Annotated in this window: 12 protein-coding genes and 1 pseudogene; 5 read left to right on the plus strand and 8 right to left on the minus strand. The window is 70.1% G+C overall.

Annotated elements, in window-relative coordinates:
• Positions 1-6 precede the first annotated feature (6 nt).
• The 3 genes from J8J14_RS13660 (at position 7) to J8J14_RS25760 (ending at position 2,006) form a co-directional block, all read left to right on the plus strand.
• The gene (locus J8J14_RS13660; RefSeq protein WP_245215765.1) at positions 7-1,518 is read left to right on the plus strand and encodes an FAD-dependent monooxygenase; all 1,512 of its coding nucleotides are present in this window, start codon (positions 7-9) and stop codon (positions 1,516-1,518) included.
• Between the two features lie 54 nt (positions 1,519-1,572).
• Complete coding sequence (locus tag J8J14_RS13665) at positions 1,573-1,764, plus strand: hypothetical protein (protein WP_209380087.1); 192 nt, start codon at positions 1,573-1,575, stop codon at positions 1,762-1,764.
• Positions 1,765-1,925: 161 nt separating this feature from the next.
• A complete protein-coding gene (locus J8J14_RS25760) occupies positions 1,926-2,006 on the plus strand; it encodes a hypothetical protein (protein WP_408896044.1) in 81 nt (26 codons plus the stop codon).
• Positions 2,007-2,095: 89 nt separating this feature from the next.
• Here the strand turns inward: J8J14_RS25760 and J8J14_RS13675 are convergent, their stop codons facing one another.
• The 3 genes from J8J14_RS13675 to J8J14_RS13685 are packed head-to-tail and all read right to left on the minus strand — an operon-like array spanning position 2,096 to position 5,750.
• Positions 2,096-3,760 (minus strand): class I adenylate-forming enzyme family protein, encoded by a 1,665-nt coding sequence (locus tag J8J14_RS13675; RefSeq protein WP_209380089.1) that lies wholly within the window; start codon positions 3,758-3,760, stop codon positions 2,096-2,098.
• Positions 3,757-5,184, minus strand: a complete 1,428-nt coding sequence (locus tag J8J14_RS13680; RefSeq protein ID WP_209380090.1) for a carotenoid oxygenase family protein — start codon at positions 5,182-5,184, stop codon at positions 3,757-3,759. The genes J8J14_RS13675 and J8J14_RS13680 overlap by 4 nt, the downstream gene beginning before the upstream one ends.
• On the minus strand, positions 5,181-5,750 hold the full coding sequence (locus tag J8J14_RS13685) for a hypothetical protein (protein ID WP_209380091.1): 570 nt from the start codon (positions 5,748-5,750) through the stop codon (positions 5,181-5,183). Before J8J14_RS13685 ends, J8J14_RS13680 begins: the two co-directional genes overlap by 4 nt.
• Positions 5,751-6,025: 275 nt before the next feature.
• Between J8J14_RS13685 and J8J14_RS13690 the strand changes: the two genes are divergently transcribed.
• Positions 6,026-6,685, plus strand: a complete 660-nt coding sequence (locus J8J14_RS13690; protein ID WP_245215766.1) for an amidohydrolase family protein — start codon at positions 6,026-6,028, stop codon at positions 6,683-6,685.
• A 29-nt stretch (positions 6,686-6,714) separates the two neighbouring features.
• On the opposite strand, the pseudogene J8J14_RS13695 reads toward J8J14_RS13690, so the two are convergent.
• Positions 6,715-7,878: pseudogene (locus J8J14_RS13695) on the minus strand (IS3 family transposase).
• A gap of 145 nt (positions 7,879-8,023) precedes the next feature.
• Between J8J14_RS13695 and J8J14_RS13700 the strand changes: the two are divergent.
• Complete coding sequence (locus tag J8J14_RS13700) at positions 8,024-9,676, plus strand: TIR domain-containing protein (protein ID WP_209380092.1); 1,653 nt, start codon at positions 8,024-8,026, stop codon at positions 9,674-9,676.
• Between the two features lie 264 nt (positions 9,677-9,940).
• On the opposite strand, the gene J8J14_RS13705 is transcribed toward J8J14_RS13700, so the two are convergent.
• Genes J8J14_RS13705 through J8J14_RS13720 form a run of 4 tightly spaced genes read right to left on the minus strand, consistent with a single transcriptional unit; the run spans position 9,941 to position 14,679 of the window.
• A complete protein-coding gene (locus J8J14_RS13705) occupies positions 9,941-11,170 on the minus strand; it encodes a cytochrome P450 (protein WP_209380093.1) in 1,230 nt (409 codons plus the stop codon).
• Positions 11,167-12,825, minus strand: coding sequence for a Dyp-type peroxidase (locus tag J8J14_RS13710; RefSeq protein WP_209380094.1), 1,659 nt, complete (start codon positions 12,823-12,825; stop codon positions 11,167-11,169). The genes J8J14_RS13705 and J8J14_RS13710 overlap by 4 nt, the downstream gene beginning before the upstream one ends.
• On the minus strand, positions 12,822-14,477 hold the full coding sequence (locus J8J14_RS13715; protein ID WP_209380095.1) for a hypothetical protein: 1,656 nt from the start codon (positions 14,475-14,477) through the stop codon (positions 12,822-12,824). The genes J8J14_RS13710 and J8J14_RS13715 overlap by 4 nt, the downstream gene beginning before the upstream one ends.
• A 4-nt stretch (positions 14,478-14,481) precedes the next feature.
• A complete protein-coding gene (locus tag J8J14_RS13720; RefSeq protein WP_209380096.1) occupies positions 14,482-14,679 on the minus strand; it encodes a hypothetical protein in 198 nt (65 codons plus the stop codon).
• Between the last annotated feature and the right edge of the window lie 184 nt (positions 14,680-14,863).

Consider the following 14,863-nt stretch of genomic DNA (forward strand, 5'->3'; position numbering starts at 1 on the left):
TCCCTGATGTCGCCTATCCTCATCGTCGGTGCTGGGCCGGTCGGCCTGACAATGGCCGCCGAGCTGGCCCGCTACGGCCTTCCCGTCCGCATCATCGACCGTAGCCCGCACCCGGCCGAGACGTCCCGCGCGATCGTCATCTGGAGCCGGACGCTGGAACTGTTGGAGCGGGCGGGCTGCGCGGACGCCTTCCTGGAGATCGGGCACCGTGTCCATGCCGCCACCATCCGCAGCGGCGAGGCTGTCCTGGGCCGCACCGAGTTATGTGACATCGCCAGCGCCTACAACTTCGCGCTGATGGTCCCGCAGAGCGACACGGAGCGCCTGCTGGGCGCGCACCTCCGCTCCTTCGGTGTTTCGGTTGAGCGGGAGGTGGAGCTGGTGTCCTTCACCGCCTCCGCCGAAGGGGTTACGGCGCGGCTCGCCCATGCCGGCGGGCGCGAGGAGACGGTGGAGACACCCTGGCTGCTCGGCTGCGACGGCGCCCACAGCGCGGTGCGCCACGGGCTGGGCGCCGAATTCGAGGGCACCGCGCAGCGCGACGACTGGATCCTGGCGGATGTGCGCCTGGAGGGGGAGGCAAGGCCGCCCACGGACGAGATCACGACCTACCTGCACAGGGATGGGCCGCTCGCGATCTTCCCCATGGCGGGTGGCCGCGCCCGCATGATCGCGGCCGTCGGCGAGTCCAGCCCCGGCCACCCGAGGCCCGCCCCGACGATCGAGGAGGTCCAGGCCCTGCTGGGACAGCGGGCGGGCGGGGAGATCCGGGCCCTGGACCCGGTCTGGCTCGCCAGCTTCCGCATCAACGGTCGCAAGGCGCGGGACTACCGGCAGGGCCGCGTCTTCCTCGCCGGCGACGCCGCGCACATCCACAGCCCGGCCGGAGGCCAGGGCATGAACACGGGGATGCAGGACGCCATCAACCTCGCCTGGAAGCTGGCGATGGTGGCCCAGGGTGCGGCGGCTCCCGCCCTGCTCGACAGCTACTCGCCGGAGCGGGGCGCCGTTGGGGAGACCGTGCTGCGGAACGCCGCAAGGCTGACGGATATGGCGACGCTGGCCCACCCGGCCGCGATCGTGGCCAGGAACCTGGCCCTCCACTTCATGCTCGGCTTCCACGCCGTGAGAAAGCGTATGGCCCTGACCATGAGCGAGGTCGAGATCGCCTACCCCGAGAGCCCCCTTTCGGCCGGGCGGCATGCCGGGGTGCGGCTGGCGCCCGCCGATTACGACGGCCCGCCCCCGGGCGCCGGGGCCGTGCCGCGCTTCGTGCTTTACGCGGCTGACACCGCGCGCGGGGCGGCCCTGGCGGCGCGCTTCCCGGCCCTGCTGGAGCCGCGGCCGCGCAGGCCGCCCGTGGCCGGCCGCCTCCTGGTCGTGCGGCCGGACGGCTATGTGGGCCTATCCGCGTCGGCGGAAGCCTGGGACGAGGTGGAAGCCTATCTGCGGCGCCTGGCGCCGACGCATGCCGCCGTGCCTGCGGACCTTGGCGATGAGGGGATTCCCGCCTCCTGAGACTGGGAGGGGCATGCTACCCAGCCGGAACGCCATCAGCCCGGGACCCTCACCTTGCTTGAGGACGACCGGCTCTTCACCCAGATCGTGACGCTCTGGGCCGTGCTCGACCCGTTCGGGCACCTGCCCCTCCTCCTCGGCGCCAACACGGCGCGGAGCGAGGCCGGCCCGGAGGAGAATGCGACCGCGGTGGCGATCCATCCCCTCGCCACGCCGATCATCGCAGGGCCGGCTCCATGCTCATAATGGTCCTGCTGATGGACAACAGCCGCTACTCACCGGTCCAGCAGGTGGTGACGATGGACGCCCTGGCGGCGGTTCTTGCCGCTCTGCTCTGTGTCCTTCTCCTGGGCTAGAGGGTGCGGCGAGTCATCGGCCCCAACGGGGCGCACCTTTTGCGGCGGATCATGGGCCTCATCCTCGCCGCCCCGGCGGTAAACATGGTCCTCAGCGCGGTTGCGCTCTGGCTGCACCTTCCGGAAATCTGAAGCCACGGGCCCGATCTCTTGATGCACGAAGACCCTGGCGCGGGGGACGCACCAGGGTCTGGATGAAGGGGAAACCGTCAGGTCGGTGTTCAGGTGGTTCTCGGCTCTCCTCCTCGAAAAGCCGGAGCTGCGCGCTCGGCTGGTAGGCCCTGGTGTCGGATAGGCCCAGGAAGGCCGGGACAGGGCGACGCGGCTCCATCTCGCCCCATGGCGCGGATGGCCTCGCGGTCGGGCTTGCCCTGCTCAGTCAGCGGCACGCTCGTGAGCGGCAGGAGCCGCACGCGCCCAGCCACGGCCGCGCCGAATGACGCGGCGATGGCCTGGGCACACCGTGCCGTGCTGACGGGGGCTCCCGGCCATGGCAGGACGGCGACGAACCAGCACGACGCGTCCTCCTCCGCCACGGCCACGGCGAGGCGGACGCCCCCGTCGCGGCACAGCACCTCCTCCAGGCAGGTCGGGGTGACCATCGCGCCGTCAATCCAGGCGATGTCCCCCGCGCGCCCGAGAACGTGCAGGAGGCCGCCCTGATCGAGGTGGCCGAGATCGGCGGAACTGTACCAGCCCTCATGGAAGGTGGCGGCCTCCAGGTCCGGCCGGTTGCGGTAGCCCTCCGCCATGGCGGGGGAGCGGACCTCGATCAGCCCGATCTCCCCGGGCGACGCCAAGGTCCCGTCGCTGCGGCGAAACCTGACCTCGACGCCGGGACGGATACGGCCGGCGGAAGTCAGCAGGTCCTCCCGCGCCAGGGCGTACTCCGCCGGGGCGAGGACGCTGACGAGCCCGATCTCGCTCGCGCCGTAGACGTGGACCAGCACCGGCCCGAGCCGCTCCAGCGCCCGGCGGCGGAGGATGGGCGGGGCGGAAGCCCCGACATGTGTGATGGCCCGAAGGGAGGAGAGGTCCCGGCGCTGCAGGCCGGGGTGGTCCATCAGCGCGAAGAGCTGCGGCTCCACGAGGAAGAGGTCGGTCACCCGCTCCGTCTCGATCGCGCGGAGCGTCGCGGCGGGCTCGCAGCAATCCTCCAGCACGACGACCCCGCCGCCGAGCAGGGTGGTGTCGGTCAGCACCTGGGAGAGATAGGCCAGCGGCCCGTTGACGAGCTGGCGCCGGTCCGCTGGGCTCGGGGTGTTCACCGTGGCGGTGTAGGCGGCGAAGCTCCGCCGGCTGCCCTTGGGCACCCCGGTCGTCCCGCCCGAGGAGGTGATGACGGCAAGCTCCTCCGGGCGTGCCCGCGTGGCCGGCAACGGGCAGGCCAGCCCTTCCGCGGGGGCGTCCAGGCGCGGGATGCCAGGGAGGTCCAGCCCGACCGTCATGAGCGATGCCGCCCCGATTCTGGGAAGCAGGTGCGCGGTTTCCGGGAAAAGGACGACCATCCGGGGCTGCATGGCGGCAACGAGCGCCGCCCCCTGCTCCGCGGAGCGCGGGGTCGGCAGGTAGCAGGACACCGCGCCGAGCACATGGGTCGCGTAGCGAAGCGCGAGCGCGTCCGCCGAATTCGGTGCCAGGAGCGCGACGAGGTCGCCGGCCCCGGTACCAAGCCGGGAGAGGGCGGCGGCGAAGCGGCCGACGGAGTGCAGGAGGGCGCGGGCTGAGACGTCGCGCCCGCGATGCCGCAGGACTGGTTTGTCCCCGCCCTGCTCCAGCTTGGCCAGCAGGATATCGATGTAGAGCGGGCCCGCAGCAGCGGCGGGATGCGCCGGCGCACTGGGCGGGATCATTGGCTGACTGGCTGGAAGGGGGTCGCGGTTCATGGCCGGGGTATCCAGTTTCCGTGCAGCCCCTGTGGAACCCGCTGCGGCAGCCTGATCGCGGCGATCGGGCCGGCATCCACCCGGGCCGCGTCGAGGATCAGGAGATCGCTGCAGCACTCGACGGGGTCGAAGGAGTAGGTGGCGAGGTACCCGTCGTCCTCGCGCGTTCCGCCGGGCCGCGGGATGAAGGCGGGCTCGCCGAGGATATGATCGCCGGCGTCATAGGTCCGGGTGGCACCCGTCTCCGTGTCCACCCTGACCAGGGCGTTGAAGGTCGCCGAGGGCGGGTTGGCGTCCCGCAGGCTCGCGGTGAGCGTCGGCGCATAGACGAAGCGCGCCGGCATCGCGCTGCGCGCCTCGTTGATGCGCGGGAACTCGGTGAGGAAGTCCGCGACCGGGTTGTCCCGGACTGTGCGCCCGAGAGGATCGGCGACCAGGCGGTGCAGGGTGGGCGGCCGGCGCGGGCCGGTGGCGTAGCCGGGGCGGAAGCTGTCGTGGCGGACATAGTCGACGGTGACGGCGCCGTCACGCTCGAAGGCGTTCGCGATGTGGAAGACGAAGAAGGCGTCCGTCTCCAGCCAGGTCGCCGGCCCGCCATCAAGGGGGATGAGCCCGATGCGAGCCCCGAGCTCCGGCCGCCACTGCAGAAAGGAGCGGCCCTCCGCAACCGCTCCGGCATCAAAGACAGCGGGCCCGACGACGAGGACGAGGTGGCGCGCCGTCAGGCCGAAGTCATGGATCATGCTCGGCGCGCCGAGCGCCACGTCGAAGCTCCGGCGAAGGGCGCCTCCTTCGTCGATCCGGTGCACGCGGACCACCGGCTCGAAGACCGAGTAGGCGATCGCAAACAGATCCCCCGTCACGGGGTGCCTTCGATTGTGTGCGCCCATCTCAACCGGCAGGCCGGTGCCGGCCTTCCACTCGCCGATCGTGTCCAGGTCGGGCGTCAGCTCGTAGGCGGGCTGGCTCTCGCCGAGGGCGAGGATGTGGCCGGCGTGCTCGATCACGTTGATGAAGGCACCGGATTTGACCGGTCCGGGATCGCCGTCGGTTCCGACCAGCTCCGGGGCGACCGGACGCGGCCCCAGCAGCCCTCCATAGACGGCGTGTCCCGCACGCAGTTCCACATCCAGCCCGCGCGTGCGGACGAAGCGATTGCGGTAACGCGCACGGCCATCCTGGAGGTGGACGGCGTGGACCATGCCGTCCCCGTCCATGGGATAGGTGAAGGAGAGCGGCTGGAACAGCGGGTTCGGGCCGTTCCGCAGGTAGGCGCCCCGCAGCTCCAGCGGGATCCGGCCGGAGACGACAGGAAGATCCGGGGCGTCCAGCTCCGGCCCCACCGGCGCGAAATTGCCGCTGAGGTGAGGGTCAGAGGAGATCCAGGCGATCTCCTCCGTCAGCGGCAGAGGCTGCGCGCTCACGCGACGTGCTCCCGAGGCAGGGCTGGTGGGTTCCCGGCCTGCGGCCCGCTCAGGCGCGTGGTGAGACGGGCCGCCCCCAGCAGGGCGAGGACGATGACGGCCGTGCCAAGCGGGTGCGGCAGCTGCGGGAAAGAGAGCATCGCCAGTTCCGCCGCGACCATCACCCCGAACGCCGCGGCCCAGATGCCGGAGATGAGGTTGTTCCTGCGGAGGAAGGCCGCGCTACCGTGATGCTCCGGCGCCACCCGCTCCCGCGCATAGGCCAGGGTGAAGGGGCGGCGGATCGCAATGGTGAGGAGGATGATAGCGAGGAGGCCGGCGTCGACGTAGAGGCGCACGAGAAGGACCGAGGGTCGGCTGTCGCTGGCCCAGACCCAGGTCGCGACGGCAGAGAAGAGCAGGCAGGTGCCAATCTCCAGGATCCGCGGCTCGGCTCCGCGCAGGTGTCCGTGGATGATCAGGGCGGCTGAGGTGACAGCCCCCGCGGCGAGGGCCGGTAGGGGGCCGAGCGGGCCGGTGAGGAGAGCGAAGGCGAGGAAGGGCGCAAAGGCCAGCAGGACGCTCACGGCAATCTCCTGTGCATCGGTGGTTGGGCGAGCTCTCAGGGGCTCGCGTTCTCCTGGCGGCACCTCTGGCGGCCGCTGCAGCAGGGATAGGGGTTCGGCATCCGATATGTCCTGAAGCGGGGCCGAAAAATTCCCGAAGCTTTGCTGGTCGCGAAGTTCCTCATAGGGGAGGCAGTCCGCTGCTGGGTTGAGAAGGTGCTTCGCTTCAGCACTCTGCGGACGGCTGTCCGGTCCGCGGGTCTGCCCGGGCGAGATGCCGCTCCTCAGGAACCCGCATGATGATCGCGCCCACCCGCCGCATGGTGGCCGGCAGCCTTGCCGCGCTTGGCCTTCCCCTGATGAACCGGAGCACTGTGATAGCTGCGACCCCCGCCCCTGATATGATCCTGCACAATGGCCGCTTCACGACGCTCGACCGGTCGAGGCCGGCGCCCGAGGCAGTGGCGGTGACGAATGGTCGCTTCTCTGCGGTGGGCGATGCCGCCGATATCCTGCCGAGCGCCGGACCCAATACGCGCGTCATTGACCTCGCCGGCCGGCGCCTCATCCCTGGGCTCTTCGACAACCACCTCCACGTGATCCGTGGCGGGCTGAACTACAACATGGAGCTGCGCTGGGACGGGGTGCGGTCCCTGGTCGATGCGATGGAGTTGCTGCGCAGGCAGGTGGCCATCACCCCCGCGCTGCAATGGGTGCGCATCGTCGGCGGCTTCACCGAGACCCAGATCGCCGAGAAGCGCCTGCCGACGCTGGACGAGATCAACGCCGTGGCGCCCGATACGCCGGTTTTCATCCTGCACCTCTACGACCGCGCCCTGCTGAACGCCGCCGCGCTGCGCGTCGTAGGCTATGACAAGGACACGCCGAACCCGCCCGGCGGCGAGATCCAGCGCGCCCCCGACGGAACGCCCACCGGCCTGCTGCTGGCCAGGTGACCTGAGCCCCGAAGTTCCTCCGGGCTGAGCTAGAGTCCTAGGTAGCGGTTTGCCGCTGCTGGGGTGGCGTTGGCAATGGCTTCTATTATCCGCGGCGTGGCTGCACGGCCACCGACCTCGTCGGGCGTGGCGCCGCGGTGTGCCGAGTGCGGCCGGACGTGGTTGTAGTCGGTCCGCCACCTAGCCAGCACCGCCCGGGCGTGAGCGAGCGAGGTGAACAGGGTCTCGTTCAGGCACTCGTCTCGCAGGCGGCCGTTGAAGCTTTCCACGAAGGCGTTCTGCTGCGGCTTGCCGGGGGCGATGTAGTGCCACTCCACCTGCCGCTCCTGGCTCCATCTCAGGATGGCGTTGCCCGTCAGCTCGGTGCCATTGTCGCTGACACACATCAGGGGGCGGCCTCGCAGGGCGATCACGGCGTTCAGTTCGCGGGCCACCCGGACGCCCGATAAGGATGTGTCGGCCACCAGCGCCAGGCACTCGCGGTTGAAGTCGCCGACGACCGCCAGGATGCGGAACCGCCGCCCGTCGGCCAACGCATCGGACACGAAGTCCAGTGATCAGCGCTGGTCCGCCGCCTGCGGCAGCACCATCGGCGCCCGCGTGCCCATAGCCCTCTTCCGGCCACCACGACGCCGCACCTGTAGCTTCTGCTCTGCATAGAGCCGCCGCAGCCTCTTGTGGTTCATCCGTGTGCCCTCGCGTGCCAGCAGGGTTCGATCCACTGGATCGAACCAGCCGCCGATAGCCGAACCGGCGCCGCTCGGCCGCCAACTCCCGCAGCCGCGCCCGAACCGGCGCATCATCAGGACGCCTGGCTCGGTAGCGGACCGACGTCCGGTCGGCGCCCACCAGTGAACACGCCCGCCGCTGGCTGATCCCGTGCACCTCCTGGGCATGGGCCACTGCCGCCCGCCTGGCCGCGGGTGTCAGAACTATTTTGCGGCGAGGTCCTTCAGCACGGCATTGTCGAGCATCGCCTCGGCCAGCAACCGCTTCAGCCGGTCGTTCTCGTCCTCAAGCGTCCTCAGCCGCTTGGCCTCCGACACGCCAAGGCCGCCGTACTTGGCCTTCCATGCATAGAAGGTCGCCTCCGAAATCCCGTGCTTACGGCATAGATCGGCCGTTCTCAGCCCGGCTTCCCCCTCCCGCAGCACCCCGATGATCTGCTCTTCCGTGAACCGTCCGCGCTTCATGTCCGCCTCCAAACCGGTGACGGACTCTACCTGCCCTTGGCCGAAATCTAGGGGCTCAGGCGACACCCGTTCAAAAATCGTACCAGAGCAAAAATCGTACCCGAGTCTGACGCGGCTCATGTATCCTTCCCTACCATGCGCAGGCATGGTGGGTCAGCCGATGTCGCCAAGGATCTTCGTCTCTTATCGCCGCGATGACAGTGCAGGTTGGGTCGGTCGCCTGGTGGACGACCTGGGTGAGGGTTTTGGGGCCGAAAACGTCTTCCAGGACATTCACAGCATCACACCCGGCTCTGACTTTGTCGACGCGATCAACGAGACTCTCAGAGACGCTGATTGCGTCCTGGCCGTGATCGGCCCGAACTGGCTCGCCGGCACAAGCCCAGACAATCGTCGGATCAGACGCGACGACGACTATGTTCGCCTCGAACTTGCAACCGCCCTCGCTCGGAAGCTCCGTGTCATCCCGGTGCTCGTCGGTGGTGCGCAGATGCCTGCGCCCGAAGATCTTCCCGACGACATCCGCATGCTCGCCCGGCGAAATGCGGCGGAGCTTAGCGATCGCCGCTGGACTTATGATTTTGGCAGGCTCGTCGAAGTCATCAACGGCACTCGGACAGCCAGCCTGCGACCCCCCGCTCCCGGGGCGAAGCAGGAGGTCCGCTCCTCCGTCCTCTCGCGAAGCCGCCGTGCCATCCTGCTCGGCGTGCTCGCTTCAGGCCTGCCCATTCTCGGCCTGGGAGCCTGGCTTTTCCGTCCAGACCCGCCGCCTCGTCGAAGCCCCGATGATGGGGCCGAGTTCGAGGTTGCCCGGCGCGCGGCGGGATGGCAGCGCACGGGGGCGCGTTCCATCGTTGACGTGGCTGCGGGACCGGATGGCCGGATCTGGCTCGTACAGGCCGACGGCAGGGTTGCCTGGACGAGAGACGGCCGGAGTTTCGCGCCAATCCCGGCACAAGGTTTCGCAAGGGTTGCTGCAGCCAGGGACGGAAGTGCTTGGGGCGTGGGTCTGAACAAGACGCTCTGGCGCTTTCCGCCGGATGGGCGGCCGCAGCCAATGGCACACTCGCCGCCAGTGGTCGATGTGGCCGTCTCGGCACAGGGACGAGTGTGGCTGGTTGGCGATGATGCTCGCATCTGGTTCACAGACGATGGGCAGACCTTCACGCCCGATACCAAGACAAGCAACTTCGGCCGGATCGCAGCGGGGCCCGATGGCCTTGTCTACGGGGTGGGCCGAAACAACACCGTCTGGCTTCTGAAGCCCCCGTGGTGGGAGGTCCGCTCAGACGGCATCGCGGACGCGGCAGTGGCGCCGAATGGCAGGCTGTGGCTGGTACTACAGGATGGTGGGGTGGAATGGAGCGGCGATAACCAGAGTTTCACCCCGGTCGAGGGGGGCGGCTTCCGGGCTATCGCTGTCAGCCAGGACGGCACGGTGTGGGCTGTGGGCTCGGACGGTTCGCTCTGGACCCGGCAGCCCGATGAAGGAGGCACGGACCGAGCGCCATCTTCGGTGCCCGTCACGCTCGTCGTGTTCGGCGCTGACAGCAGCGTCGCGGCGGCACGACCAGAGGTGGAGCGGGCGAAACAGGCTGGGTTCACCGGCGCGATGATCTACAGGCGGGAAGGATCATACCGAAGCGTTGTTGAGTTCCCGACAGAGCAGTCCGCAAACGAGGCATTGCCGCGGATCCAGGCGCTGGGCCGAACCGCGAGCGGCGCCTATGTGAGGCAGCTCTCGGCCTGGTGCCCGAACGGCACTCGGTGGGCAGATGGCTTCAAAGACTGTCTCTGAGCACTGCGGCTCGTAGCGCTCGTCGCGTCAGTTCATCTGAACCCAGCCCGTGCGCGGGTTGATGGGGCAGCTCCAGCCATGGTGCTCCAGCCGCAAGTGAAAGTGGGGCACATATCAATGCGCAGCACCACTCCGCCGGACTGCCTCGGCCGGGGCGTTCCAATCATCGCTTCCTTGAGTTGCCGAGGCCGCGGTACGCCCTCGCCGACGGGCGCTATCCTCAGGCAGCCGGTGAGCGTTGTTTTGAGCCGTGCCGGTCTGTGGTCAGGGTGCAAAAGCGACGGCCAACCGCTCGGCGTGCACGCCCCGTTTGGTGAGCCTCCCGGCGGCACCTGGCGCACGTGCCAAGCCTGGCCGGAGAAGCAGCGGCAGCAACAGGCGATGGATCAGCACCGCGTTCAGCTCGCGCCCATAGCACTCGTGCAGGCCGTGGCCGAAATGCAGGTAGTCGGCATCCGGCCGGTTGGGTCTGAAGCGCCAGGGCTCCTCCACGCGGCGCCCGTCCATCATTGCCGAGGCGATGGCGGCCAGCACCTCTGCGCCAGCGGGCACCGCGCGCGCCCGCGACGTTCCGGCGGCAAGCGTGCCGTCGCGCACCGCGACACGCTGGAGGGCAGGTGCGAGGGGATCGAAGCGCATGGCCTCGCGCACGATACGCCGAAGCGCCCCCTCGTCGCCCGCGCGAGCGGCGTGCTGCGCGCGCGCGAGCGCATCGGGCCGGCGGAGCAACTGGTTGAGCGCGTTGGCGGCCAGCATGGGCGGCTGCGGCGGGCCGCCGACGAGGAGGCAGAGCAGCGCGGTGCGGATCGCCCCATCGGTGAACCATGGGTCGCCGTCCGCCTGCCGCCGGAGAGCCCGGCCGAGCAGGTCGTCCGCCGCCCGCCCCTCGGCCTTGCGCGCCGTGACGGCCGCCGCGACATGCGCGCGCATCGCCTCGGCGAAGGGCTGCGCCTCGGCCTCGGACGGAGCGGGGCCGCCGCCGAACTGGAAGCCGAACAGCCGAGTGCCCCAGACCGCGAGGCGGCCCCTGGTGCCGTCCACCTCCGGCACGCCAAGCCAGCGCGCGACGGCCTCGAAGGTGGCGCTGCGGAACAGCCCGACCGTCTCCACCGGGCCTGATGTCGGCAGGCCCGCTTCGACGATCGCCGCGGCGTCGCGCCCCACCCTCTCCGCATCGCCCGGAAGTTCGAGCAGCCCGCGCAGCGCGCGGAGCGCCGCCTGGTAGTCCGGGCCGTCCCGCAACCCAAGGAGGAAGGCCTCGCCACCGGTGATCACCGCCAGCCGCTCGGCATAGGGTGCGGCATAGGTCGGGTCGTCCCGAAAGACCTCCCGCACATGGTCGTGACGCAGCGCGACGACGGTGCGGCCGAGCCGAAGCGGGGAGAGCGGGCGAAGGGCGGAGGCCAGGCCCGGCGCCAGTGCCAGCCCGAGCCGCCAGCCCAGGCGCGCGGCCCGCCCCATCGGCCACAGCGCCTCGTCGGTCGCCAGGGTCACGTGGCGTTCCCCTCGCGCTCTGTCGCGGCGATGTAGTCGAGCGCGGCGATTCCCGGCAGGAAGAAGTATTCGCCGCCCATCAGGCGAATGAAGGTTTCCACCTGCAGCGCGTGGCGGAACGGCTCGGCCGGGATGGTGAAGCGCCCCTTCGGCCCGACCAGCGGGTCCTGCTCGTCGCGCAGCCCCGCAAAATCGCGGTTGAGAAGCCAAGTCTGCTGCACGAACTCGAAGTGCCGCGCAATGTCGGTGTTGAGGCACATGAAGAGGAGCCCGCGCTCCTTCTCCTCCGGTGCGGTTTCGTAGGAAGGCCCGTACTTGCGCGCGCGCCGGAGGATGCGGTGATTATTGGCGGCACGCAGCAGCGTCTCGGCATCCCCCGGTGTGGCGGAAAGCCCGTCCCGCGGGTGGCCGCGGCGAACATGCGAGCCAAGCGGGCAGCCAAGGCCGTGCGGGTCGTCCTGAAGGAAGAGGAAGTCGTTGTCCGGCGACCCGGCGGGAGGCAGGCCGGGCCGCGGCCCCTTGGGGCAAAGCAGATGGCCGTCGCGCGTCCGCCCGACCACGCGGGCGGCCATCCAGTCTGCGGTGACCGGCTCGGGGAGCTCCGGTGCAGCCGCATTGAGCCGCGCCGCCGCCGCCCCCATGGAAGCCCAGAAGGCCGGCACGTCCTGACTAAGCTGGCGCACGACGAGATAGGTGCCGTGCTTGCCCAGGTCGCCGAAGCCCTCGGCCTCGGGATGAGGCGGCAGGCGCCTCCATGCGTCGGCCATCTCCGCGCTCGGCCGCGAACCGGGTTGCGCGTCCGGCCGCGCGACGCCGGGCACCGGCGGCAGCTCGCCATAGGCGTTGCGGAAGCCCAGCAGGATCTCACCGAGCCGCACGCCATGCACCCGGTCACCCTCTGCCACCGGGACGCCGCCGCGCTCGACAGCACGGCTCCCGGGGTCGTCATCATAGGGGATCGGCTGGGACAGGCCGTCGGCAAAGCCGAAATGCTCGCGGCTGACTCCCGTGGCCTCGTCACGCTGTTCGACATTCATCTCGAGCTCGAGCGCGCGGACCGTCGCGACCCCGAACCTGCCGAGAACCGCCGCGACTTCCCCGGCCCAGGCGCCCGCATCCGCATCGGTTCGGGCGTAGAGCAGGAGGAGGGCGTGCGCCGTGAGCGGCGAGGGTTCCGGCTCCGCCTCGGCACTGTCGTCAACATAGGCCGTGGCGTAGGCGCGGGCGGGTTTGGGCAGAGCGGGTGTCTCGGGATTGCCGCTCCACTCCGGCCCGCCGTCCCGCACGGTTTTCTGCCACTCGCCGAAGCGGCGGTCGCCAAGGCGGCGGGCGCGATCGATCTGGAACATCCCCTCGCGGAAAGGCCGCGCAAAGGACGCCAGGGCCTCAGGGTCGAGGCCGAGGGTGCATAGCCCGCTGAAGGTGAAGGCGATCGCGGCCGCACGGTCCCCCCGCGCCTCGCGGGGGCGCAGTGCCGCGTCGGTGATCGGCGCGGCGGCGCGCAGGGCGCCAAGCCAGCCCTTCTGGGCGCCGGTGGCGTCGAGCAGCAGCGCGCGCCCCTCGGGTAGCCAGCCGAAGCTCGACGCGACGAAACCCTGGGTCTGTTCTGCCACATCTGGTGCGAGCGCCCAGGCCGAGGGCTTGGCTTCGGTCAAAGCAGGCGGAGCCATTTGGCGGCCTCCTCGTCGCTGAGGGCGGGGGCGCGGAAGCGCGCGGCGATCTCCGCGTGGCGCTCGATGCGGTCCACGGTGAGGTAGGGATAGGCGCTGTACCAGAAGCGGCTCACCGCGCGGCTCGCGAGCGCGTAGGCCTTGAACTTCCGCCCGTCCGCCGCCCCCTCGCGGAACAGCCAGCTTGTCCGCGGGAAGCCCACGGAGGATCCCCAGGCGATGGTGAGGCCGCCATGCGCCTTCTCGATGAAGTCGTCGAGATAGCTCGCCCAGGAGTGGTCGAAGTTCGAGAGGAAGACGAGCCGGCTGCCGTTGTCGAGGAACGACCAGTGCGCGAAGTGAACCGTTCGCATGGAGCCGAGAAAGCCCTTCCGCGCGGTCGGCAGCACCCGCAGGAAGAGGTGCAGGCCGCGGTGGCCGGCGCGGATCACGAGGCTGCGCATGATCCCGGGGCGCACGAGGACAAGCGAGGCCATATGATTCTGCGTCACCCGATCCTCCCGGCGGACGATCTCGTCGAGCGTCGCGGGGTCGATCGGCGGAAGGTCCTGCGGCGCGTCGCGCCGCTCGTTGTGGCGCACAAGCCAAGCGAGGCCGAAGGCGATCGGAACGAGGCCCGCGATGCCCCAGAGCGCAGCGGTCACCACCCTGCCGAGGAGCGGGAGCAGTTCGCCAATCTCCGCACGCCCGGCCAGCACGAGGAGGAGGTGCCCGAGGGCGGGCAGGAGGAACAGGAGGAGCGGCGCGCCGAGAACCGCCAGGGCCAGCGCGGCGAAGATGCGGCTGTTGTCGGATGGCTTCTCCTCGGGCGGCCGCTTCGCGGCAGCGCTGCGGCGCGGCAGAAGCCCCTTCCAGCCGCCCGTGCCGCGCAGCGCCAGCGCAGCGATCACCGCGAGCACCGCGACGACGGAAAGGTAGAGTGGCACGCCGAGGGCGGTGTGCAGCAGCGCGCCGGGCAGCAGCAGCGCCGCGAGCAGGATTGCGCCAAACAGCCCGAGGCGGATGACGTCAAGCCAATCCTCGCGGCCAGGGATACGCGCCGGCGCCGGCGCGTCGAGCCAGGGGAAGCCGGGGGCGACGCGCTCGCGCAGTCGCGCATGGATGGCGGACGGCGCCATGGCGCGGTAGCCCGGGTCGCCGTCCAGCTCCGCCTCGAGCGCAAGGGCGAGCTTCTGCTCGTCGCGAATGCGGTCGCGCGAGAGGCCGCGATTGCCTTGGTGCGAGGCGCTCGGCCAGTGGGTGCGCGCCTCAAGGTAAGGCGCGACGGGAGCGCGCGAGCCGCGCGCAGTGACCGCCCGGAACAGCGCCGCCGTGTTGTCGCGCGGCTCCTTGCAGCAGCGCAGGAGGGCGCGTAGTCGTTCCTCGCCGAAGGTGCGCTCGAACTGTGACCAGAAAGGGCCTGGCGGCCCATCGAAATTCGCCTCGATGACCAGCAGCGGATCGTAGGAGGTGTGGCGGAAAAGGCAGATCGAGAGGAAGTGCGCGGACGGGATGCCGGTCTGGATCGCAGGGAAATTGCCGAGCTCAGCATCCTCACGGGCGTCGAAGTCCTGCCGCAGGTCGTGGACCAGGCGGGTGAGAACGGCGGCGCTTTCCGGCTTCACCTCGAGAGCGACGCAGAGGATGGTTTGGACCATGGCGTCAGCTCTCCCGTGCCACGCCGGTGAAGGACTGCGGCCCGGGCGCGAAGTGGAGGGGCAGGGGCGCGTTCCCGGCGTGGTGCGGGCGCCCGGCCCAACTGGCCTGGCCGCGCTCTGCTCCGGGCGCGGGCATCTGGAGCACGCAAGCAAGGAGCGCGAGCGTTGCGATATTGTCGAAACGGCAGACCGGTGGGCTCATCGAGGCCTCCGCTCATCAGCGCTGCAACTCTGCTCTTTCGTTCGGTACGTTGTCCAGATGAACCGAATGTCGGGGCGAATGCTGCGGAGCGTTGACTGGTATGACGGATGCTGCGTTTCACGCGACCGAGCAGTCCTGCGGTTCCTGTCGGCGCATGGCGTGGCCTATGGTCATGTCCGTCCAC

This window comes from Pararoseomonas baculiformis (assembly GCF_017813395.1).
Taxonomy (GTDB): domain Bacteria; phylum Pseudomonadota; class Alphaproteobacteria; order Acetobacterales; family Acetobacteraceae; genus Roseomonas; species Roseomonas baculiformis.

Coding starts and splice junctions, on each gene's coding strand:
- J8J14_RS13700 (WP_209380092.1), top strand. CDS start 8,024: ATGGTGGGTCAGCCGATGTCGCCAAGGATCTTCGTCTCTTATCGCCGC.
- J8J14_RS13690 (WP_245215766.1), top strand. CDS start 6,026: ATGATGATCGCGCCCACCCGCCGCATGGTGGCCGGCAGCCTTGCCGCG.
- J8J14_RS25760 (WP_408896044.1), top strand. CDS start 1,926: ATGGGCCTCATCCTCGCCGCCCCGGCGGTAAACATGGTCCTCAGCGCG.
- J8J14_RS13660 (WP_245215765.1), top strand. CDS start 7: ATGTCGCCTATCCTCATCGTCGGTGCTGGGCCGGTCGGCCTGACAATG.
- J8J14_RS13720 (WP_209380096.1), bottom strand. CDS start 14,679: ATGAGCCCACCGGTCTGCCGTTTCGACAATATCGCAACGCTCGCGCTC.
- J8J14_RS13675 (WP_209380089.1), bottom strand. CDS start 3,760: ATGAACCGCGACCCCCTTCCAGCCAGTCAGCCAATGATCCCGCCCAGT.
- J8J14_RS13715 (WP_209380095.1), bottom strand. CDS start 14,477: ATGGTCCAAACCATCCTCTGCGTCGCTCTCGAGGTGAAGCCGGAAAGC.